Source organism: Thermoanaerobaculia bacterium (assembly GCA_018057705.1).
Classification (GTDB): domain Bacteria; phylum Acidobacteriota; class Thermoanaerobaculia; order Multivoradales; family JAGPDF01; genus JAGPDF01.
Genome location: JAGPDF010000008.1, coordinates 77559 through 99413, shown reverse-complemented (window position 1 = coordinate 99413; position 21855 = coordinate 77559). Strand labels below are relative to the sequence as shown.

Here is a 21855-nt window from a genome sequence, read left to right as displayed (position 1 = left end):
GGGCGAGATGTCGACCGTCATCCAGGTCCCCTCGTCGACGTCGATCGCGACGTCGTGATGCGGCCCGGGCGGATTGTTGACGTCCCACTTCGGCTTGTCGTCCGCCTTGGCGTCGGCCTCCTTCTCCTTCATCGCGTCGACCACGTCTTTCGTGTCGTCGGCCGCAGGGGGCGCCTCAGCGGCGACCTGGCTCGGATGAAGGTTGGCCGAGGAGATCGCCGGTCCATGGGCGTGACCGTCATCGGCGGGCGCGGGCGCCGGCAGACAGAAGAGTGCAACGAGGCAAAGAACGAGGAACGACAGGCGGGCGCAAAGCGTCATCGGGCGGATCTCCTGACGGAAGGATCGGTTCGAGGTCTAACTACGCCCAGCCCGCATGAAGGTTGCCCGGCCGAGGCCTGCGGAAAATACCAGATGCACTTCGGGGACACACAAACGGGACACACAAAAAGGACTCAGAGGAGGGACGGACCCGCCATTTGTGCGTCCTTTTTGTGTGTCCCGTTTGTGTGTCCCCGCACCGTCCCGCCTCAGCGGAGCTTGTAAGTCCCCATCAGACGAAAGTTGAACAGCGGGTCGTTCTCGCTCGGGCCCTGGCCGGTCGGGTCGCGGACGACGTCCAGGGCGGAATAGAAGAGCTCGCCGGCGAGGCGGAGCTTCTCGGTCGCCTGCCAGCCGAGGCCTGCCGTCCAGGCGAGGTCGTCGCCGTCGTAGACGAGTTTGTTGCGGTCCTCGAAGTCCGAATAGAGAGCCCGCACCTGGAACTCGCTGTCGAGCTGCTGCCAGAGGCCGGTGACGAAAAGCTCCACCTTCGGGGTCGCCTGCCAGGCGTAGCCGAGCTCGATGCCCCACGAGGTGATCGACATCGTGTCGGCCGAGGCCTCTTCGCAGCCGAAGGGGTTTCCGACCGGGTCGTCGCCGGCGTCGACTTCCGTCTGCGGACAGGTGATGTCGCCTTCGATCTTGCCGTCGAGGTAGAAAGCTTGCGCCCCCAGTCGCCCGCGCTCCCCCGTCCAGAGCGGCCGGGCGAGAGCGAGCGAGAGCAGATTGGGAGTGACGCCGTCGAAGTCGATCGGCGGCACCCAGCCGGCGGAGAGCGTGAAGTCGCCCGGCAGGCCGAGACGGACGACCGGGCGGCCGAACAGTGGAGCGCGATTCAGGTCTTCCACCTTGGTGCCGTTGAAGCCGACGCGGCGCTCGTCCTCGGAGAGCGAGGGAATCGAGCCACCCTCGAGGGCGAGGTCGAAACTCCACGGCTCGGTCTCGCCGGCGACGCCGAACATCGTCGGCGTCGCGACCGCGGCGAACCAGCGCATGGCCCAGGCCTCGGTGCGCGTGGCGTCGAGCTCTTCGGTGAATCCTGGGAGCGCCAGCGCCGGAGCACCCGCGAAGATCAGGAGAACGAGGCCGGCGGCCAGAAGTGGGCCGCCGGCACGAAGACTCGTGGGCTCGCCGCTCACGGACAGGTCGCGAGGGCGTTGATGTCGCCGAACGAGGCGAAGTTGCCGACCGGATTCGAGTAGGTCTTCGTCACGCAGGCCGTCGTGTCGAGCACCTCGTACTCGAGCCCGACGTTGCTCGCCGCGGCGTAGAAGAACCAGTAGGCGTTCAACGCCGTGCCGCAGCCGCGGACCATCTTCACCAGAAGCTCCAGGTTGTTCGGGCTGAAGAAGTAGAAGAAGCCCGAATCGGGGGTGAAGGGGACTGCGAAGCCCGCTCCGGTGCCGCCTTGGAAGTTCTCCCAGTTGACCCGCACCCGGAAGCGATTGGGATCGCCCGAGCCGCCGGCGAGGCAGAGGGTCGTGGCGTCAGCGACGCACGGGCTGCAGGTGACGTCGTCGTCGTTGATGGTCACGGTCGTGGTCGCCGGACTCCCGATCGTCGCGCCGCCGGTGGGCGCCGAGAGGGTCGCGGTAAAGGTCTCGTTCGACTCTTCGTTCGAGTCGCCGACGATCGGCACCTGGAGCGTCTTGTTGCTGCTGTCGCCGTTGCCCCACGAGAGGACGGCGTTCGAAACCGCCTGATAGTCGGAGCCGGCGCTCGCCGTGCCGTTGGCGGTCGACAGCAGAACCGAGACGGGGCCGGTCGAGCCGCTGACCCGCTCGGCGGTCAGGGTGACGTTCGGCTGGCTCTCGCTCACGCCCGCGGTGGCGCTGGTGAAGCGGATCGTGCCCGGGCTGCCCGAGGGCTCGTCGTCGTCGTTGATCGTCACGACGATGTCGTTGTTGGTGCCGATGGTTGCGCCGCCGAGCGGGTTCACGAGCTGAACGGAGAACGACTGGTTGGGCTCCTCGACGCTGTCGTTGACGATCGGCACGGTGAAGGTCTTGGGGTTGTCGTCGTTGTCGGCCCACTCGAGCCGGTCGTTGGACTGGATGTAATCGCCGGGGAACGTCGCGCTGCCGTTCACGGTCTCGTAGTCCACCGAGACCGGGCCGTTGTCGCCGCCGGTGCGGGTGACGGTAAACGTCTTCGTGCCGGCGTTCTCGCCCACCGAGGTGCTGCCGGTGCTGAACTGCAGCGAGCCGGCACCGCCGCCACCGCCGCCGGTCACGATGACCGTGCCGAACATGTTGACGCCCGGATTGCCGTGCGCCTCGCAGTGGTAGCCGAACGTGCCGGTACCTCCGAAAGTCACGGTGTGGGTGCTCCAGGAGCTGCTGAGCGCATTGCCGAAGAGACCGGTGTCGGAGTTGACGTTGTGGGTGCCGCCCAGGCGGGTCCAGATGACGCGGTCGCCGGCGTTGATGTTGACCGTTTGCGGTGAGAAAACATTGCCGGGACCGACGCTGACGTTGTGATCCACCGCGCGAGCCAGCGTGGGCGTCACGATCAGGGCCAGGGCGAGCAGGAGGGCGATGCGATGGCGCATGGGAGATCCTTTCGGGAAGGGGCCGCAGGATGAGACAGCCGGACAGGGCGAACGGAACAGGAGCATCGTCGCACCCTAGCAACCGGCCCGGCCCCCGGACCATGCAGAAAGTCGCACCCCACCCCTAACTTTCGTCAGGGGTGGATCGCGAAATGCTAAATGCTCGGGGACACACAAATGGGACACACAAAAAGGTCACGGCGGCGGGATGGACACGCTATTTGTGTGTCCTTTTTGTGTGTCCCGTTTGTGTGTCCCTGGGTCGTGCCCCTGTTCGGGCTGGTCGGGTGGCGGCGGAGGGTCGTCGTCCATCAGGATGCGGTGGGCGGGGCCTTCGAGGTCTTCGAACTGGCCGGAGCGCACCGCCCAGAAGAGCGCAGCGACTGTGCCCATGGCGAGCACGGCGGCGAGGGGGACGAGCAGGAAGACGGACTCCATCAGGCGGCCCTCCGGGAACCGGCGTCGTCGGCCGTCGAGCGCAGACGCAGGGCGTTCAGGACCACCATTGCCGAGCTCGCCGACATGCCGATGGCGGCCGCCCAGGGTGGAATGCGGCCCATGGCGGCGAGCGGGATGACGATCAGGTTGTAACCGAAGGCGAGGGCGAAGTTCTGCTTCACCCGGCGGATCGCGAGCGCCGCGTGGCGGACCGCGAAGCCCAGATCCTGCGGCCGGTTCGACAGCAGCACGGCGTCGGCGGTCGCCGCCGCAAGGAAGGCGCCGCTCCCCATCGCCACCGAGACCGGAGCCGCGGCGAGCGCCGCGGCGTCGTTGACGCCGTCGCCGACCATCGCGACCACCGCACCGGAGGCCGTGAGCTCGCGCACCCGCTCCACCTTGCGCTCGGGGGAGGCGCCCCCTTCCCACTCGTCGATGCCGGCGGCGGCGGCGATCCGGCGCACCGCTCCGGGTTCGTCGCCCGAAAGGAGCAGCACGCGCTTGCCCGCGCGGCGCAGCTCGGCGACCAGCGCGGGGCTCTCGGGTCGCAGCGAGTCGTCGAGCAGGATCGCGCCGCGCACCCCCGACTCGCCGGCGAGGACCACCATCGTCCGTTCGCGGGCGGCGAGCGCGGCGATCTCCGGCGGCAAGGCGAGACCCAGCTGGTCGGCGACGAAGCCCGGCGAGCCGAGCGCGACGCGCTCCCCTTCCACAGTCGCCGTCAACCCGCGGCCGGGGACATTTCGGAGATCGCGGAGATCACGGAGGGCGACGAGAGAGGTGGCGATCACGCCGCCGTTCGCCACTGCACTCGCGCTCGCGATCGCGCCGGCGATCGGATGCTCGGAGCCGCGCTCGAGCGCCGCGGCGATCCCGAGAATCTCGGCGGCGCTCCACGGCGCCTGCGGCACGACCTCATCCACCCGGAGCTTTCCCGTGGTCAGCGTGCCGGTCTTGTCGAAGACGAAGAGGTCGGCGCGGCCGAGGGTCTCGATGGCGTGACCACGGGTCGCGAGAAGCCCGCGTCGCGCCAGCGCCCCGCTCGCCGCGGCGAGCGCCACCGGGGTCGCCAGCGAGAGCGCGCACGGGCAGGAGACGACGAGCACCGCGATGACGGTCGGCAGGACCCGTTCCGGGTCGGCCCAGGCCCAGTAGAGGCCGACGCCCGCTGCGAGCACCAGGATGCGGCGCACGAACCACTGCGCGGTGCGGTCGGCGACGCGCGAGATCTCGGGCTTCGCGGCGAGCGCCTGCTCGACGAGCCCCAGCAGCGCCTGAAGCACCGTCCCCTCGCCGACCGCCGTGACCCGAACGACGAGCGGGCTTTCGACGTTGACCGCGCCGCCGATGACGCGCTCCCCTGCCGCGCGCGCCACCGGCACGCTCTCGCCAGTGAGCAGCGCCTCGTCGAGCGACGACAGTCCGTCCTCGATGACGCCGTCGGCCGGCACGCTCTCGCCGGGGAGAATCCGCACACGGTCCCCCACCGCGAGCTCGACCGTGGCGACGATCGTCTCGCCACCACCCGCGGCCTCGGGAGCCAGCCGGCGCGCAGTTGCCGGGACGCTGCGCACCACCGACTCCTGCTCGCGCACGGCGCGCTCGCGCGCCACGAGCTCGAGCACGCGGGCCCCGAGCAGCAGGAAGACGAACATGACGACCGAGTCGAAGTAGACCTCACCGCGGTCGGCGAGCGTCGCCCAGACGCTGCCGAAATAGGCGAGCGTCAGTCCGAGCGCGACCGGCACGTCCATGCCGACGCGGGCGTGGCTCAGGTCCTTAAACGCCCCGGCGAAGAACGGCCGCGCCGAGTAGAGCAGCACCGGCGCGGTGAGCAGCAGGCTCGTCCAGCGGAAGAACTTGCGGAACGGCTCCTCCATGCCGGAGAAAGCGCCGGCATAGAGCGCCACCGCGAGGGTCATCACCTGCATGCCGAGCGCCCCGGCGACCAGGAAGCGCAGCAGGCGGTCGCGGCGTTCGCGCGCCAGCACCTCCTGGGCGCGCTCGCGGTCGTACGGGTGGGCGGTGAAACCGATCGCGGCGATCGCCTGGAGGACGCGCGACAGGCTCGCCGTCGCCGGATCCCAGCGCACCAGGGCGCGGCGGGTGGCGTAGTTGATCGAGAACTCGCGCACGCCGGCGAGCCCGCCGACGCTCCTCTCGGCGAGCCAGACGCAGGCGGCGCAGGAGAGGTCCTCGAGCAGGAGCGCCGCCTCCTTGAGGTCGCCCGAGTCGCGCACCATCGTGCGCTGGACGGCCGGGTGGTCGTAGACCGCCAACTGGCCGAGAAAGTCCGGCACGAGCTCGCGCCCCTGGGGCGGGAGCTCCGTGCGCAGGCGGTAGTAGTCGCCCCCGCCGCTCGCCACGATGGCACGCGCCACGGCCTCGCAGCCGGCACAGCAGAGCGGCCGCGCCTCCCCGTCGAGCACGAAGCTCCAGGTCGCGCCAGCGGGCTGGGGCAGGCCACAGTGGAAGCAGGTCGACACGCCACGAATGCTACCGCCTTGCAACAGGCCGCCCCCCGCCCTGCACCTTCGGGTGACCACCCGTAGGGGTAGCCGCCGGCCGCCGAGTCCTCGCTAGAGTTTCCGCCAAGAGATGCCGGTCCGATCGCGGGTCAAGGGAGAGGGAATGGCTCAGATGGCTCAAATTGCCGAGGAAGAGACTTACAACACCAAAGTCGTGCGCCAGTTCGCCGTCATGTCGGTGGTCTGGGGGGTGGTCGGCATGCTGGTCGGCCTCTGGATCGCCGCCGAGCTCGTCTGGCCGGCGCTCAACTTCGACCTGCAGTGGATCAGCTTCGGGCGCCTCCGCCCGCTGCACACCAACGCGGTGATCTTCGCCTTCGGCGGCTGCGCGCTGTTCGCGACCTCTTACTACGTCGTGCAGCGCACATGCCAGGTGCGCCTCTTCGGCGAGAAGCTCGCCGCCTTCACCTTCTGGGGCTGGCAACTGGTGATCGTCGCCGCGGCAGTCTCGCTGCCGCTCGGGATCACGACGAGCAAGGAGTACGCCGAGCTCGAGTGGCCGATCGACATCCTGATCGCCGTCGTCTGGGTGGCCTACGCCGTCGTCTTCATCGGCACCATCGCCAAGCGGCGGGTGAAACACATCTACGTCGCCAACTGGTTCTTCATGTCGTTCATCCTGGCGGTGGCGATGCTGCACATCGTCAACAGCCTGGCGCTGCCGGTGGGTTGGCTCAAGTCCTACTCGGCCTACGCCGGCGTCCAGGACGCCATGATCCAGTGGTGGTACGGCCACAATGCGGTCGGCTTCTTCCTCACCGCCGGCTTCCTCGGCATCATGTATTACTTCATCCCCAAGCAGGTCGGGAAACCCATCTACTCCTACCGCCTCTCGGTGGTGCACTTCTGGGCGCTGATCTTCACCTACATCTGGGCCGGCCCCCATCACCTCCTGTACTCGGCGCTCCCCGACTGGGCGCAGTCGCTCGGCATGGTCTTCTCGCTGGTGCTGCTCGCCCCCTCCTGGGGCGGCATGATCAACGGCATGATGACCCTCTCGGGCGCCTGGAGCCGGCTGCGCACCGATCCGATCCTCAAGTTCCTGATCGTCTCGCTGTCGTTCTACGGCATGTCGACCTTCGAAGGACCGATGATGTCGATCAAGACGGTGAACGCGCTCTCGCACTTCACCGACTGGACGGTCGGGCACGTCCACTCAGGCGCCCTGGGCTGGGTCGGCTTCGTGTCGATCGGGGCGCTCTACTTCCTGATCCCGAAGCTCTTCGGCAGGGAGCTCTACAGCAACAAGCTCGCCGAGCTCCATTTCTGGATCGCCACCGTCGGCATCGTCCTCTACATCACCTCGATGTGGGCCGGCGGCGTCATGCAGGGTCTCATGTGGCGGGCGGTGGACGGCGAAGGCAACCTGACCTACAACTTCGTCGAGACCGTACAGGCGATGCACCCCTACTACCTGGTGCGCTTCCTCGGCGGAGTCCTCTATTTCACAGGGATGCTGATCATGGTCTACAACCTCGTGCGGACGACGCGTGGCGCCCGCACGGTCGAAATGCCCATCCCGGGTTTGGCCCACTGAGCCCCAACTGAGGTTATCGGAGAGCGCCATGACCCAGCCCTATCCGCACGAGAAGATCGAAAAGAACGTCGCCCTGCTGATCATCGGCATCCTGCTCGCGATCAGCGTCGGCGGCCTCGTCCAGATCGTTCCGCTCTGGTACATGAAGTCGACCACCGTGCCGGTCGAAGGCCTCGCGCCCTATTCGGCGCTCGACTTGACCGGCCGCGACATCTACATCCGCGAAGGCTGCGGCGTCTGCCACTCACAGCTCGTCCGGCCGTTCCGCGCCGAAACCGAGCGCTACGGGCACTATTCGGTGGCCGGCGAGTTCGTCTATGACCGGCCGTTCCTGTTCGGCTCGCGCCGCGTCGGTCCCGACCTCGCCCGGGTCGGCGGCCGCTACTCGAACGAATGGCACCACCAGCACCTCATCAACCCCCGCGACCTGGTGCCGGAATCGATCATGCCCGGCTTCCCCTGGCTCGCCCAGGCGCCCGCGTCCGGCTCCGACCCAGGCGTAATCCAGGCGAAGATGCGCACCCTGCGCAAACTCGGCTCGCCCTATACCGACGAGCAGATCGAAGCCGCTCCGGCAGACCTCGAAGGCAAGACCGAGCTCGATGCGCTCATCTCCTACCTGCAGAATCTGGGCACCGCCGTGAAGGCCCGGAGGTGAGCATGAACCCCATCCTGATGCAGAACATCTTCACCCTGGCCGCCGCGGCCGGTTTCGTCGGCATCGTGGTCTGGGCCTGGAGCCGGCGCGCCCAGGCGGAGTTCGCCGAGGCCGAGCGCATCCCGTTCGAAGAGGATCTTCCGGCAGGTGAGCCAGCGAGGAACACGAAATGAGCGACTTCACCAGCAACTTCTGGCCCTGGTTCATCGGTATCGCCTCGATCCTGAGCCTGATCGCCTGCTTCGTCTTCCTCGTCGCGGTCACCCGCGGCCGCCGGCCGGACGAGGCGGAGACCACCGGTCACGTCTGGGACGAGGACCTGCGCGAGCTCAACAACCCGCTTCCCGGCTGGTGGCGCTGGCTCTTCCACGGCACGATCGCCTTCGCAGCGGTCTATCTCGTGCTCTTCCCCGGCCTCGGCTTCTGGACGGGTACGAAGAGTTGGTCGCAGGAGGACCAGTACCGCGCGGAGGTGGCTTCGGCCGACGCTACGTACGGCCCGATCTACGCCCGCTACGAGTCGATGGACGTCCTTACGCTCGCTCAGGATCCGGAAGCCCGGAAGATCGGCAAGCGCCTCTTCCTCAACTATTGCACCGCCTGCCACGGTTCCGACGCCGGTGGCGCGCCGGGCTATCCGAATCTGCGGGACGAGGAGTGGAAGTGGGGCGGGACGCCGGAAGCGATCGAGACCACCATTACCGGCGGACGGCAAGGCAACATGGCAGCCTGGGAGCCGGCGGTAGGCAAGGAGGGTGTGGCCGAGCTCGTGCAATTCGTGCTCAACTTCACCGGCCGCGCCACCAAGCCCGAGCTCGTCGCCGCCGGCCAGCAGAAGTTCGAGATGCTCTGCTTCTCCTGCCACCGGATCTCCGGCAAGGGCAACCCTGCGGTCGGCGCCCCCGACCTCACCAACGACATCTGGCAGTACGGCGGCTCGGAGCAGGCGATCACCCGGACGATCTCGGGTGGCCGACAGGGCATGATGCCGCCGCACGGAGAGTTCCTCGGCGCGGCCAAGGTCCGCCTGCTCACGGCCTACGTCTACGGCCTTCAGAAGGGGTCATGACCACGGGCAGCAAAATCGGCAGCAACTCCTTCTTCTCGGTTCATCAGAAGGTTCATCCGCGCATCGTGCACGGCCGCTTCTCGCGGCTGCGCATCGCGGCCCTCTTTCTCACCCTGGGTCTGCTCTACGGCCTCCCCTGGCTGCAATGGGGAGGCCGGCCGGCCTTTCTTCACGACCTGCCGGCGCGCAAGTTCTATTTCTTCGGCCTGGTCTTCTGGCCGCAGGATCTGATCTACCTCACCGCCGTGCTGGTGGTGGCGGCGCTCGCCCTGTTCCTCTTCACCGCGCTCGCCGGCCGCGTCTGGTGCGGCTACGCCTGCCCGCAGACCGTCTTCACGCAGGTGCTGGTCTGGATCGAGCGCTGGGTCGAGGGCGACCGTGCCAGCCAGATCCGCCTGCGCAAGAACGGCTTCTCGCTGCCGCGCAACATGAAGCTCGCCATCAAGTGGTCCCTGTGGCTCGTTTTCGCCCTCTTCACCGCCTTCTCGACGCTCGGCTCGTTCACCCCCATCCGCGAGCTCGGAGGCCGCATCCTCGCCGGCGCCCTGGGCCCCTGGGAGACCTTCTTCCTCGTGTTCATCGTCGTCGCGATCCTGCTCTTCGCCGGCAAGATGCGCGAGCAGGTCTGCATCTACATGTGCCCGTACGCGCGCTTCCAGAGCGCGATGTTCGACCGCAACACCCTGATCGTCTCCTACGACCCCGCCCGCGGCGAGCCGCGCGGCGCGCGCGGCAAGGAGTCGGCGCGCACGCCGGAGAAACCCGAGAAACCGCTCGGCGACTGCGTCGACTGCACCTTGTGCGTCCAGGCCTGTCCGACCGGCATCGACATCCGCAACGGTCTGCAGTACCAGTGCATCGCCTGCACCGCCTGCATCGATGCCTGCGACGAGGTCATGGACAAGGTCGGTTCGCCCCGCGGCCTGGTGCGCTACACCACTTTGAACGCCATGGAGAACCTGAAGACGAAGATCCTGCGTCCGCGGGTCGTCGCCTACTCGTTGCTGATGGTGGGAATCATCGCCGCGCTCGCGGTCTCGCTGGCGCACCGCGTGCCGGTCGCCTTCGACGTCCTGCGCGACCGCAACGCCCCCTACCGCGAAGCGCGCGACGGCCGGATCGAGAACGTCTACCGCCTCAAGGTGCTCAACATGGAGGAGCAGCCGCGCACCTACCTGCTGCGCGCCTCGGGTTTGCCCGGCATCACGGTCGACTACGAGGCCGGCGATCTCGACGTCGCTGCCGGGCAGGTGCGGGATGTGCCGGTGCGCCTGCGCGTCGCCGTGGACGACCTGCACGAGCCATCGAACGAGATCGAGCTCGAGTTGGTCGCCGCCGACGATGCGAAGATCGCCGTGCGCGAGTCGACGCGATTTCTCGGTCCCCGGCCGGACCCCTCCGAGGACGACGACGACGGCGCCGACGACCCGGAGCGTTCCGGCGGGAAGCGCGAGGAGCACTGATGCCATCCGCCCGCAGCAACGTCTGGTACCGCAACCCGCTGGTCTGGATGATGATCGCTCTCCCGGCCTCGTCGGTCGTCGCCGGGCTCTCGACGGTGGTCGTCGCCTTCCGGGTCTTCGACGGCGTCGTGGTCGACGACTACTACGCCCGCGGCAAGGCGATCAACCTCACGATCGAGCGCGACGTCGCCGCCCAGCGGCGAGGTCTCGCGGCGGTCGCCAGCCTCACTCCGGGTATCGGAGATCCGCCGGCGTCGGTCGAGGTCACCGTCTCGGCGAGGGACGTCGCGGCGCTCCCGGCGGTGCTGAAGCTCGCCTTCCTGCACGCCACCCACGGCGGCGCCGATGCCCAGGTCGAGCTCGCGCGCACGGCAGCCGGCCTCTATCGCGCCGCGCTGCCGCCGCTCGCGCCCGGCAAGTACTATCTGCAGATCGAAGCCGAAGACTGGCGCATCGTCGGCGCGCTCCGGCAGCCCACCGAACGCACCGCGAGCCTGGGACCGGCGCAGTGAACACGGTCGCCGCCGGCAGCGCCTTCGTCGCGGGCCTGCTCTCGTCCGGGCACTGCCTAGGAATGTGCGGCGGTATCGTCGGCGCGTTCTCGCTGCGGGGCAGCGCAGGCCGCGCCGGCGACGATGGGGTGCGGCAGGGCGGCGGACGACTCGCGGGGCGCCTGGGCGGACTTCTGGCCTACAACGCCGGGCGGATCTGCACCTACGCGGCGCTCGGCGCCCTGGCCGGCGCGCTCGGCGCGACGGTCGGCGGGTTGATGCCACCGGAGGTCGCGCGGCGCGGCGGACGCCTGCTCGGAGCACTCTTCCTCATCGGACTCGGTCTCTTTCTCGCCGGCCGTCCGCAGTTCCTGCAACCGATCGAACGGCTGGGGGCGCGCCTCTGGCGGCGGATCGAACCGGCGGGCCGCCGGTTCCTGCAGGCGCGCGGCGCCGGGCACGCGTTGGCGCTCGGCCTGGTCTGGGGCTTCCTGCCGTGCGGCCTGGTCTACTCGATGCTCGCCATGGCGAGTCTCGCCGGCGGCGCCGGAAACGGCGCGATCGTCATGTTCTCGTTCGGCGCCGGAACGCTCCCCGCGCTCTTCGTCGCCGGTTTCGCGGCCTCCCGCCTGCGGGATCTGGCGCGGTCGACGATCCTCCGGAAGAGCGCCGCGGCGATCTACGTCGCGGCGGGAATCTGGCTGGCGTTCACCGCCATCACTGGAGGGGGCGGAGCGCACGGCGGGGCACACGGCAAGGCGCACGGGAAGGCGAGTTTCGGCGCCGACACCTGCCCGCCGCAGGTCACGGCTCTCCCCTAGCCCGGGAGGAATCGAAAGATAGATGCAGGTTCGCAGGTGCCAGCAGTGGTTTCCGGGAAAGCCAGGGAATCCGGGCCGCCGAAGGGCCCCGGGACCACGGTCAGGCGCCGTCCGATAGACTGATGTTCACCGCCGGCCTCCGGCGCATCCAGAGAGGGACCCCCGAATGACCTCCAAGACCCCCATCACGGTAGCCCATGGCGACGGTATCGGCCCCGAGATCATGCAGGCGACATTGGCCATTATCCAGGCGGCCGGCGCCCAGATCGAGATCGAGACCATCGAGATCGGTGAGGCGGTGTACAAGCGCGGCCATCTTGCCGGCATCGAGCCGTCGGCCTGGGACTCGCTGCGCCGGACCAACGTCTTCCTCAAGGCCCCGATCACCACCCCGCAGGGGGGCGGCTTCAAGAGCATGAACGTCACGGTCCGCAAGACCTTCGGCCAGTACGCCAACATCCGCCCCTGCATGTCGCTGCATCCGTTCGTCCGCACCAAGCACCCCGGCATGGACGTGGTCATCGTGCGCGAGAACGAGGAGGACACCTACGCCGGCATCGAGCATCGCCAGACCGATCAGGTCTTCCAGTGCCTGAAGCTCATCAGCCGCCCGGGGTCGGAGAAGATCGTGCGCTACGCTTTCGAGTACGCGCGCCGCAACAAGCGCAAGAAGGTCACCTGCTTCATGAAGGACAACATCATGAAGATGACCGACGGCATCTTCCACGAGGTCTTCGACGCCATCGGAGCCGAATACCCCGAGCTCGAGAAGGAGGCCTGGATCGTCGACATCGGAGCCGCAAAGCTCGCCGACACCCCGACCGCCTTCGACGTCATCGTCATGCCCAATCTCTACGGCGACATTCTCTCCGACGTCGCGGCGCAGATCGCCGGCTCCGTCGGGCTCGCCGGCTCGGCGAACATCGGCGAACACGTCGCGATGTTCGAAGCCATTCACGGTTCGGCGCCGCGGCGCGCCGGACAGAATCTGGCGAACCCATCGGGGCTGCTTCACGGCGCGATCCTGATGCTCGTCCACATCGGACAGGCCGAGGTCGCCGAGCGGGTTCACAACGCCTGGCTCCGGACGATCGAGGACGGCGTTCACACCTACGACATCTATTCCCAGGGAATCTCCAAGGAGCGCGTCGGGACGCGCGAGTTCGGCGAGGCGGTCATCGCCCGCATCGGGCAGGAGCCCGCCGTCCTCAAGCCGGCCCGCTACATCAACGCACCGGCGCAGGCAGGCCAGGGAGCCGCGGGCCGCAAACGAGCGACGAAGGCGATGGTCGGCGTCGACCTCTTCCTCGACTGGACGGGCGCCGGCGCCGACGCGCTCGCGAAAGCGGTGCAGCCGCTCTCCGGCGACGGGTTGGAGCTCAAGGCGATCACCAACCGCGGCACCAAGGTCTGGCCCGGGGGATCACCGGAGACCTTCTGCACCGACCACTGGTGCTGCCGTTTCCTCTCCCCCCAGCCGCAGGGCGCCGTGACGCACGCCCAGGTGACGGCGCTCCTGGGCCGTTGCGCCGCGGCGGGTCTCGATTTCATCAAGACCGAGGGCCTCTTCACTTTCGACGGCGAACGCGGCTATTCGGCTGGCGGAGAGTAGTTGGCAACACCCATCCCTCGCAACTCGGCCACCTTCACCGCCGGAGAAATCGCGGCGGCGACCGGCGGGACCCTGTTCGAGCTCGAACCCGCGAGGACGGTCCTCGAGGTCTCGACCGATTCCCGCACCGTCCCCGCCGGCGGCCTCTTCGTGGCCATCGTGGGGGAGATTCACGACGGCCACCGGTTCACGCCCGAGACCCTGGCGAAGGGCTGCGTGAACCTGGTGGCGGCTGGTACCGGAGCCAGCGGAGCGACAGGAGGGGGCGGACCCCGCATCGAAGTTCCCGACACGCTGGTGGCGTTGGGCGACCTCGCCCGCCATTTCGTCGATCGCGAGACCCGCAGCCGCCCGCTTCCCGTTCTCACGATCGGCGGCGCCGCCGGCAAGACCACGACCAAGACGCTCGCCGTCGCGGCGGTGCGGGCGCTCTTCGGCCAGACCCTCGTGACGGCCGGGAACCTGAACAACCGGGTCGGCGTGCCGATGACCCTCTTCACTCTCACGCCGGAGCATCGGGCGATCGTGCTCGAGTGCGGTACGAGCGTTCCGGGCGAGATCGCCGAGCTCGGCCGGATCGCCCGACCGACCGTCGCCGTGGTGGTGAACGTCGATCTCGAGCACTCCGAGAAGCTCGGTTCGCTCGCGGCGATCGCCGACGAAGAGGCCGCCCTCCTCCTCGCCGCACGCCGGGTGGCAGTCGCCAACGGCGACGACCCGCTGCTGCGGGCCCGGCTGGCGAAGGCCGGCGCCAAGCAGCTCACTTTCGGCAGGGGCGCCGACTGCGACCTCGTCGTCGCCGGGCGCACCGTCGACGCGAGCGGCGCCGCGACCGTCCTGCTGCGCGCCCGCGGGCGCTCGTTCGCGGCGCTGGGCGGGTCGCCGCGCGAGATCCGGATCACCACGAATCTGGTCGGCGACACCGCCGGGATGAACATCGCGGCGGCGCTCGCCGGCGCACTGGCTCTCCTCGACCGCTCCGCCTCGCCCGAGGAGCTGTCGCGCATGACCTCGGCGATCGCCGCGGTCGAGGCGGTGCCCGGGCGCCTGCGCGCCATGGCGGCCGGAGGCGTCCGCATCCTCGACGACAGCTACAACTCGAATCCGCGCTCGGTGCGCGCCGCGCTTCTCGCTGCCCGCGAGGTGGCGGAGCGCCGGGGCGCGCGGCTGGTCGTCGCCCTCGGCGACATGCTCGAGCTCGGCGACGTCGCCACGGCCGAGCACCTCGCGATGCTCGAGGCGGCCGATCGCGTCGGCGCCGACCGGCTGCTCCTCGTCGGCAGCGAGACCGCGAAGGCTCTCGCGCTGCTGGCGAAACCGCTCGCCACCCCGAACCGTTCGTTCCCGGACGCCGCGGCCGCGGCCGCGGCGCTGCCGGAGCTCGTCGCCGCCGGCGATCTCCTGCTCGTCAAGGGCTCGCGCGGCATGCGCATGGAGCGCCTCATCGAAAGCCTCGAACGGCCGGCGGTCGGTATCCAGAAGGCGGAGGACGCGGAGAAGGCGGAAAGTGCCGGGAACACCGCGCCGGCAGCCAGGAAGGAACGGCCGTCCGGATCGCGCCGCAAGACGTGAATTCACCCCAGACCCCCTGAGACCCAGGCAACCACGGAGAGTCCGAGATGAGCTGGAGCGAGCGGCCGCTGGTCGGCATCCTGATGGGCAGCAAGAACGACTACGAGGTGATGTCCGAGGCGGTGAAGATCTGCCAGGAGCTCGGCATCCCCTGCGAGGCCCGGGTGCTTTCGGCGCACCGCACACCGGACGAAGCGCTCGACTACGCGGCCTCCGCCGCGGCGCGCGGTACGAAGGCCCTCATTGCCGGAGCCGGCGGGGCGGCCCACCTCGCGGGGGTGCTGGCCGCGAAGACCCTGCTGCCGGTGCTCGCCGTGCCGATCGACTCGTCGGCCCTGCAGGGGCTCGACGCGCTGCTCGCGATGGTCCAGATGCCGAAGGGGATTCCGGTGGCGACCTTCGCCATCGGCAGGGCCGGAGCCGCCAACGCCGCGCTCTTCGCCGCCGAGATTCTGGCGCTCTCCGATCCGGACCTCCAGGCCCGCCTCGCCGCCTGGCGCGAGGCCCGGCGGCAGGAGGTCCTGAAGCAGACGCTGCCATAGTCGGCAGGCGCCTGCAGGCGCGCCGGAGCAGCGGGGGCGGCCGGGGGGATCAGCCGACGCCGTAGCGCTCGACGAGGATCCGCCGGTGGTGCAGCTCGTGGCCGGCGAGGATCCAGGCGATCGCGCGCACCGAAACCACGATGCCGCTCGCCTCGCCGCGGCGCTCCCAATCCGCCGGCGCGAACGACCGGAAGAGGTGGAGCGAAGCCGCCCGGACCGCGGCGAAATCCTCCTGCAGCTCCCGCCAGGGCCGGGTGGCGGCATGACTCTCCGGCACCCAGAGATCCTGGTCGAAACCGGGCAACTCCGTGCAATCGCCGCGCCCGAAACGCAGCGCCCGGTAGGCGAAGACGCGCTCGCCGTCGGCGATGTGCGCCAGGACCTCGCGGATCGTCCACTTGCCCGGGGCGTAGGCCAGGCTCGCCTGCTCCTCGGAGATCGCGCCATAGAAGGCGCAGGCCGCCGCGGACTCGCGGGCGAGGGTCTCGCGGATGTCGCCCTCCGGCACCGCCGCAATGTATCCGGCGTGGAAATCGCCGTACTCTCCGGCTTCCGGCCGGGCTCCCAGGTCGTAGCTCATCGGTCCCTCCTCCATTTCGTCGCGAGGAATCGTACCGCCGTTCCGGCTCCGCTCGGGCGCCCGATTGTGTAGGTAGAATGAACGCAGCTTCCCTTTGCGAGGAGAGTGCATCGAGTGTCCGGTGCGGGAAAGAGGACTCCGGTCGACGCCAACGCGACGAGGTTCAACCTCGCCGTGCAGCGGAGCCGCCTGAGCGTGATGCTGGTGATGGCCGGGGTCGTCGTCGTCGCCTGGACGACCGGTGTGCTGCAGTTCGACGTGGTCGGCGGCGCTCTCGCCGCGACGCTCGGACTCGCCTCCGTGCCGATCCTCATGTTCCTGCAGCGGCGGGCGCAGAGCGCCGAGACCCAGTTCCGGCTCAACGTCGCCTGGATGGCCGGCGACATCGGCCTCACCTGCTGGACGATCTATCTCATCCGCGACGCCTCGCCGCTCTGGCTCATCTGGTTCCTGACCAACACGACCGCAGCCGCCTTCGTCGCCGGGCGCCGCGCCGCGCTCGCGGTGATGACCGCGAGCTCTGCCGCCTACCTGCTCCTGCTGGTCGGCATGGGCAAGATCCAGGGGCTGGACCACGAGCTCGCTCTCGCCTGCGGTCGGCTCACGCTGCTCTTTGGCGGCAGCTACTTCATGGTCAACGGCATCGCGAGCCTGCGCGAGCGCCGCATGCAGATCGCCGCGCTCAACGAGGAGAACAGCACGCGGCTCTCCGAGCTGCAGCGTCTCACCGGCGAGCTCGACCGCCGCGGCCGCGAGCTCGCTCAGGCGAACGTCCGCATCCTCGAGGCCAATCGCGCCAAGAGTCAGTTCCTCGCCAACATGAGTCACGAGCTGCGGACACCGCTCAACTCGATCATCGGCTTCTCCGAGATCCTCGGCGACAAGCTCGAGGGCCGGATCGAGCCGCGCTTCGTCCGCTTCCTGCACAACATCCTGTCTTCGGGCAGGCATCTCCTGGGCCTGATCAACGACATCCTCGACCTGTCCAAGATCGAGGCCGGAAAGATGGACCTGGTCTTCGAGCCGGTCTCGATCCACGACATCGTGCACGGCGTCGAGAGCGTCATGCACGGCATCGCCTCGCGCCGCCGGATCCACATCCAGATGGAGATCGAGGCCGGCCTGCCGGTCATCGTCGCCGACCCGCCGCGCATCAAGCAGGTGCTCTACAACCTGCTCTCGAACGCGGTCAAGTTCTCGCCCGACGGCGGCGAGGTGATCCTCCGCGTCCGCTCCGTCCCGGCGTCCGGGTCGGGCCTCGCCGGCCGCGGTATCTTCATCGAAGTGCTCGACCGCGGCATCGGCATCCGCAGCGACGATCAACAGCTGATCTTCGAAGAGTTCCGCCAGGTGGACGGCGGCAGTACACGCAACATGGGAGGCACCGGTCTCGGCCTGGCGCTGGTCAAACGCTTCGCGGAGATGCACGGCGGCCGCGTCGAAGTCGAGTCGGAACCGGGCCAGGGGAGCCTCTTCCGGGTCGTCCTGCCGGTCGACGCCTCCGCCGCCACCAACCGCCGCGACTCGGCGGAGCCGATCTCGTTCAACTTCACCCGCGCGGAGGCGCGCGAGGCCTTTCTCGAGAACGCCCGCACGGTTCTCGTCGCCGAGGACGACGACGTCTTCTTTCGCGGCCTGGCAGGCGACCTCGAGGCGGCAGGCTATCGGGTGGTGCGGGCCCGCGACGGCGACGAGGTCGTCGAACTCGCGCTCGCCGAGAACCCGGTGGCGATCTCTCTCGACCTCGTGCTGCCCGGACGCGACGGCTGGGAGGTGCTGAAAGAGCTCAAGTCCAATTCCCGCACCGCCGGCGTACCGGTCATCATCGTGAGCCTGATCGAGAACCACGAGCTCGGCTTCGCCCTCGGCGCCGACGACTACTTCCAGAAACCGCTCGATCGCGAGCGCTTCCTGGCGCGGGTGCGGGAGTTGACGCAGCTGGATGCCGGAGTCGAGCGCTCGGCGGTGCTGGTCATCGACGACGATCCGCAGGTGCACGACTATCTCGACGTCGAGCTGTCGGAGGCCGGCTACGAGGTGCACGCGGCGACCGGCGGACGGGAGGGGCTCGAGCTCGCCCACTCCCTGCGCCCGAGCGTCATCGTCCTCGATCTGATCATGGACGGCATCGACGGCTTCCAGACCGCCGCCGAGCTCGCCCGTCATCCCGAGACGGCGCAGATTCCGATTCTCATCTTCACCTCGAAAGACATGAGCCCGGAGGACCGCCGGGAGCTTTCGGGCCTATCGAGCGCGTTCCTCTCCAAGGCGCCCGACGACCGCCGAAGGATGGTCGCGACGATTCGCGAACTGGAGGCGCGCCGCAGGGCGCGGACTGCGAGACATGAGCGGACCACTCATCTGGGTAGTTGAGGACAACGACCAGAATTTCGAGCTCGTCGACTTCCTGCTCGGCGAGGCCGGCTACAGCGTGCGCCGCGCGCGCGACGCCGACGATCTCGCGCCGCACCTCGAGGGCCCGGCGCCTGCCCTGGTGCTGCTCGACATGAACCTCCCGTCCGGCTCCGGTCTCGAGGTGCTCGCCCGGCTGCGGGCGGACGAGCGCTCGCGCGGGGTCCCCGTGGTCGCCCTCACCGCGTATGCGATGCGCGGCGACCGCGAGCGCTTCCTCGCGGCGGGATGCGACGGCTACATCTCCAAGCCGATCGAGTCGCGGCTTTTCCTCGACGCCGTCGCCGGCTTCCTGCGCGGCGGCAGGGAGAGATAGTGTGCGCCCGGTGACCTCACCGCCCGCAAGAGTGCCGCGGATCCTTGCGGTCGACGATCAGCCCGAGAACCTCGAGCTCCTGGCGGCGATCCTCTCGGACGAGGGCTTCGAGGTCGGCTTCGCGAGCGACGGCATGGCGGCGCTCGACTCGGTCGCCGCCCATCCGCCGCAGGCGATCCTGCTCGACATCATGATGCCGCGCCTCGACGGATTCGAGGTCTGTCGGCGGATCAAGGCGTCGCGCCCGACCTGTTTCATCCCGGTCGTGATGCTGACCGCGCTCTCCGACGTCGAGAGCAAGATCCGCGGCTTCGAGAGCGGCGCCGACGACTTCCTGAACAAGCCGTTCCACCGCATCGAGCTGCTGACGCGGTTGCGCTCGCTGCTCAGGATCCGCGGACTCCGTGACGAGCTCGACTCGACCGAGGCGCTGATTTTCAGCATGGTCCACCTGCTCGAGGAGAAGGACCCGTTCACCCGCAACCACTCGCAGCGCGTCGCGGCGATCGCCGCCGACACCGGCCGGGTTCGCAACCTCGCGCCGCGCGCGCAATACAACCTGACGCTCGGGGCCCTGCTGCACGACATCGGCAAGCTCGGTGTCCCGGAGTCGATCCTGCTCAAGCCCGAGCGTGAGCGCACGGCCGAAGACCAGGACTTCTACCGCCTGCACACCGCGCTCGGTGAGCGCATCCTTCAGCCGATCGAGTCGCTCGCCGGGGCGATCCCGTTCGTCCGCCAGCATCACGAGCGCCGCGACGGCAGCGGCTACCCCAGCGGGGCCCGCGCCGGAGAGTTGGCGCCCGAGGTCGAGCTCCTCGCGGCGGCGAACGCCTACGACAAGACGCGCGCGATCTTCCCGGGCGACGCCTCGGCGCGCGCCGAGGCACTGCGCCAGGAGGCGCGGGCGGGCCGGTTCGAGGCCACGCTGGTCGAGGAGATCATCCGCTCCGGAGAGCGCCTGGAGGCGGCCGACTCGCTGCCGACGATCGAGGACCTGCTGCCGGCCCCCGAGATCGATCCCGGCGGCCGGATTCTGGTCGCCGACGACAACTCCACCAATCGCCAGCTCTATCGTGAGCTGCTCACCGGGGCGGGCTACGAAGTCGAGACCGCCGGTGGCGGCGAGGCGGCGCTCGCCGCCTACCGGCGCAACAAGCCCGATCTCATGATCCTCGACATCCGGATGCCGGACATCGACGGCCAGGAGGTCTGCCGGATCATCAAGGCCGACGAGAGCGCGGCCTATCTGCCGATCGTGCTGGTCACCGCCTACGAAGAGCGCGGCCTGCGGCTGCGCGCCCTCGATTGCAGTGCCGACGAGCTCCTGCTCGCGCCGGTCAACCGGCTGGAGCTGCTGGCGCGCGTGCGCTCGCTCCTGCGCCTCAAGATCTACTACCAGGACCTGGTGCGCCACGAGAGCGTGGTGCTCTCTCTGTCAGCGGCGCTCGAGGCCAAGGACCCCTACACCCGCGGCCACAGCCAGCGCGTCGGCGAGCTCTCGACCCGCCTCGCCCGCGAGCTCGGCCAGGACGCGGTCGTCGTGCAGCGGATGCGCACCGCCGGGCTCCTGCACGACATCGGCAAGGTGGCGATTCCGCAGAGCCTGCTCAACAAGCCGGGCCGGCTGACGACCGAGGAGTTCGCCAAGCTGATGACCCATCCGGTCGTGGGTTGGGAGATCTGCAAGCCGCTGCGCACGGCGCAGTCGGTCCTCGACTGCATCCTCTACCATCACGAGCGCTTCGACGGCTGCGGCTATCCGCACGGTCTCGCCGGCGAGGACATCCCCTATCAGGCCCGCCTGCTGGCCGTGGCCGACGCCCTCGACGCCCTGACCTCCGAACGCGCCTACCGGCGCAGCCTCTCGGTCGCCGAAGCCGTCGAGCTCCTCGGTCACGAGACCGATTCCGGCAAGTGGGACCCCGAGATCTTCGCCGCCCTCACCCGCCTCGCCGACCGCGGCCAGGCCGACCCCCGCCGCCTCGAGCTCTAGCCCGCGGCCACCTTTTCGGGTGGCGCCAAACGGGTAGGCGGGGTCTACCTTGGAAGGCGTCTGCCTCGTGTCCCTGCGAGGCATGGGGGTGGACGCCCCCGGGAGCGCCTCCCGACCGACGTCGCCCTCCCCCGGAAAGTACCCCTATGCGGTCAGCGCCCAAGTGCCTCCTCGCCATCGGCCTGTGCTGGATCCTCTGCCCGGGCCGCGCGGACGCTTCCCCCTTCGCAGACGGGTCCGAGGAGACGGACGTCGTCGCCGTCGTCCAATGCCTCGAGGGCTTCGAGTCGAACAGCGTGCCGCCCGCGGGCTGGATCCGCCTCTCGCAGAACGCCGCCTACACATGGAAGGTCTCGGCCACGGCCACACCGCACGGCGGCGCCTATGCCGCCGACGTCGAATACGATCCCGCCCTCGTGGCGCAGGACGAGTGGCTGATGAGCCCCAAGGGCCGCTACCACGGAATGCTCGACTTCTGGTCTTCCGGCAGCATCTACTGGTGCCGCGACAACTACGACAACTGCGACCTCGAAGTCTGGCTGGTGCAGGGGCCGGGTGTCGCCGATGGCGACGACCTCCTGCTGGGTGAAGCGGAGGGACTCTGGCCGGGCAACTGGATGTGGACGGTGAACAACTACTCGCTCGACTCCGCCACACCGAACGGACTCTTCCGACTCGCCTTCCGTTATACCGGCCTCGACGGCGCGCAGGTCCTCCTCGACGACATCTCGTACGACGCACCCTGCGGGGTCTTCGGCGCCGACTTCGAAGGCGCAGGCCTCGACGAGTGGTCGATGAACCTGCCGTAGCGGGCACCGAGACTCCTGCCCGTTTGGGGGTGGGAGACGGGGGGGAAACGCGACTAGCCTCCGGGCATGCCGCCGACTCCTGCGGTCTCCGAGATGCGCGACGCGGTGGTCGAGGGCGACGCCCCCCGGGCGCGGGCGC

Annotated in this window: 20 protein-coding genes; 14 read left to right on the top strand and 6 right to left on the bottom strand. The window is 69.1% G+C overall.

The features are described from left to right. The 5 genes from KBI44_04405 to KBI44_04385 all read right to left on the bottom strand — a co-directional run. A partial coding sequence (locus KBI44_04405) for a hypothetical protein (GenBank protein ID MBP9143706.1) occupies positions 1-321 on the bottom strand: 321 nt, incomplete at its 3' end. A 209-nt stretch (positions 322-530) separates the two neighbouring features. Continuing rightward, positions 531-1460 (bottom strand): hypothetical protein, encoded by a 930-nt coding sequence (locus KBI44_04400; GenBank protein ID MBP9143705.1) that lies wholly within the window; start codon positions 1458-1460, stop codon positions 531-533. Beyond that, positions 1457-2872: a hypothetical protein gene (locus KBI44_04395; GenBank protein MBP9143704.1), complete on the bottom strand. Its 1416-nt coding sequence runs from the start codon at positions 2870-2872 to the stop codon at positions 1457-1459. The genes KBI44_04400 and KBI44_04395 overlap by 4 nt, the downstream gene beginning before the upstream one ends. Positions 2873-3067: 195 nt before the next feature. Then, on the bottom strand, positions 3068-3310 hold the full coding sequence (gene ccoS, locus KBI44_04390; GenBank protein MBP9143703.1) for a cbb3-type cytochrome oxidase assembly protein CcoS: 243 nt from the start codon (positions 3308-3310) through the stop codon (positions 3068-3070). Then, positions 3310-5796, bottom strand: coding sequence for a heavy metal translocating P-type ATPase (locus KBI44_04385; protein MBP9143702.1), 2487 nt, complete (start codon positions 5794-5796; stop codon positions 3310-3312). The genes ccoS and KBI44_04385 overlap by 1 nt, the downstream gene beginning before the upstream one ends. Positions 5797-5950: 154 nt before the next feature. On the opposite strand from KBI44_04385, the gene ccoN reads away from it, so the two are divergent. The 10 genes from ccoN (at position 5951) to purE (ending at position 15603) form a co-directional block, all read left to right on the top strand. Next, positions 5951-7375 (top strand): cytochrome-c oxidase, cbb3-type subunit I, encoded by a 1425-nt coding sequence (gene ccoN / locus KBI44_04380; GenBank protein MBP9143701.1) that lies wholly within the window; start codon positions 5951-5953, stop codon positions 7373-7375. Positions 7376-7403: 28 nt separating this feature from the next. Next, positions 7404-8033: a cytochrome-c oxidase, cbb3-type subunit II gene (gene ccoO / locus KBI44_04375; protein ID MBP9143700.1), complete on the top strand. Its 630-nt coding sequence runs from the start codon at positions 7404-7406 to the stop codon at positions 8031-8033. 2 nt (positions 8034-8035) lie between these two features. Beyond that, a complete protein-coding gene (locus KBI44_04370; protein ID MBP9143699.1) occupies positions 8036-8206 on the top strand; it encodes a cbb3-type cytochrome c oxidase subunit 3 in 171 nt (56 codons plus the stop codon). Next, positions 8203-9102, top strand: a complete 900-nt coding sequence (gene ccoP, locus KBI44_04365) for a cytochrome-c oxidase, cbb3-type subunit III (protein MBP9143698.1) — start codon at positions 8203-8205, stop codon at positions 9100-9102. The genes KBI44_04370 and ccoP overlap by 4 nt, the downstream gene beginning before the upstream one ends. Beyond that, positions 9099-10565, top strand: a complete 1467-nt coding sequence (gene ccoG / locus KBI44_04360; protein ID MBP9143697.1) for a cytochrome c oxidase accessory protein CcoG — start codon at positions 9099-9101, stop codon at positions 10563-10565. The genes ccoP and ccoG overlap by 4 nt, the downstream gene beginning before the upstream one ends. Continuing rightward, positions 10565-11077 (top strand): FixH family protein, encoded by a 513-nt coding sequence (locus KBI44_04355; protein ID MBP9143696.1) that lies wholly within the window; start codon positions 10565-10567, stop codon positions 11075-11077. Before ccoG ends, KBI44_04355 begins: the two co-directional genes overlap by 1 nt. Positions 11078-11139: 62 nt before the next feature. Further along, a complete protein-coding gene (locus KBI44_04350) occupies positions 11140-11877 on the top strand; it encodes a sulfite exporter TauE/SafE family protein (GenBank protein MBP9143695.1) in 738 nt (245 codons plus the stop codon). Between the two features lie 166 nt (positions 11878-12043). Continuing rightward, on the top strand, positions 12044-13489 hold the full coding sequence (locus tag KBI44_04345; GenBank protein ID MBP9143694.1) for an NADP-dependent isocitrate dehydrogenase: 1446 nt from the start codon (positions 12044-12046) through the stop codon (positions 13487-13489). Further along, positions 13490-15061: a UDP-N-acetylmuramoyl-tripeptide--D-alanyl-D-alanine ligase gene (locus KBI44_04340; GenBank protein MBP9143693.1), complete on the top strand. Its 1572-nt coding sequence runs from the start codon at positions 13490-13492 to the stop codon at positions 15059-15061. Positions 15062-15108: 47 nt separating this feature from the next. Continuing rightward, on the top strand, positions 15109-15603 hold the full coding sequence (purE, locus tag KBI44_04335) for a 5-(carboxyamino)imidazole ribonucleotide mutase (protein MBP9143692.1): 495 nt from the start codon (positions 15109-15111) through the stop codon (positions 15601-15603). A gap of 49 nt (positions 15604-15652) precedes the next feature. Here the strand turns inward: purE and KBI44_04330 are convergent, their stop codons facing one another. Next, a complete protein-coding gene (locus tag KBI44_04330; protein MBP9143691.1) occupies positions 15653-16183 on the bottom strand; it encodes a DinB family protein in 531 nt (176 codons plus the stop codon). Between the two features lie 114 nt (positions 16184-16297). Between KBI44_04330 and KBI44_04325 the strand changes: the two genes are divergently transcribed. From KBI44_04325 to KBI44_04310, 4 genes are all read left to right on the top strand, one after another. Next, positions 16298-18556 (top strand): response regulator, encoded by a 2259-nt coding sequence (locus KBI44_04325; protein MBP9143690.1) that lies wholly within the window; start codon positions 16298-16300, stop codon positions 18554-18556. After that, positions 18528-18911: a response regulator gene (locus KBI44_04320; protein MBP9143689.1), complete on the top strand. Its 384-nt coding sequence runs from the start codon at positions 18528-18530 to the stop codon at positions 18909-18911. Before KBI44_04325 ends, KBI44_04320 begins: the two co-directional genes overlap by 29 nt. A gap of 1 nt (position 18912) precedes the next feature. After that, a complete protein-coding gene (locus tag KBI44_04315; GenBank protein MBP9143688.1) occupies positions 18913-20907 on the top strand; it encodes a response regulator in 1995 nt (664 codons plus the stop codon). A 146-nt stretch (positions 20908-21053) separates the two neighbouring features. Next, positions 21054-21716, top strand: coding sequence for a choice-of-anchor J domain-containing protein (locus tag KBI44_04310; protein ID MBP9143687.1), 663 nt, complete (start codon positions 21054-21056; stop codon positions 21714-21716). Positions 21717-21855 lie beyond the last annotated feature (139 nt).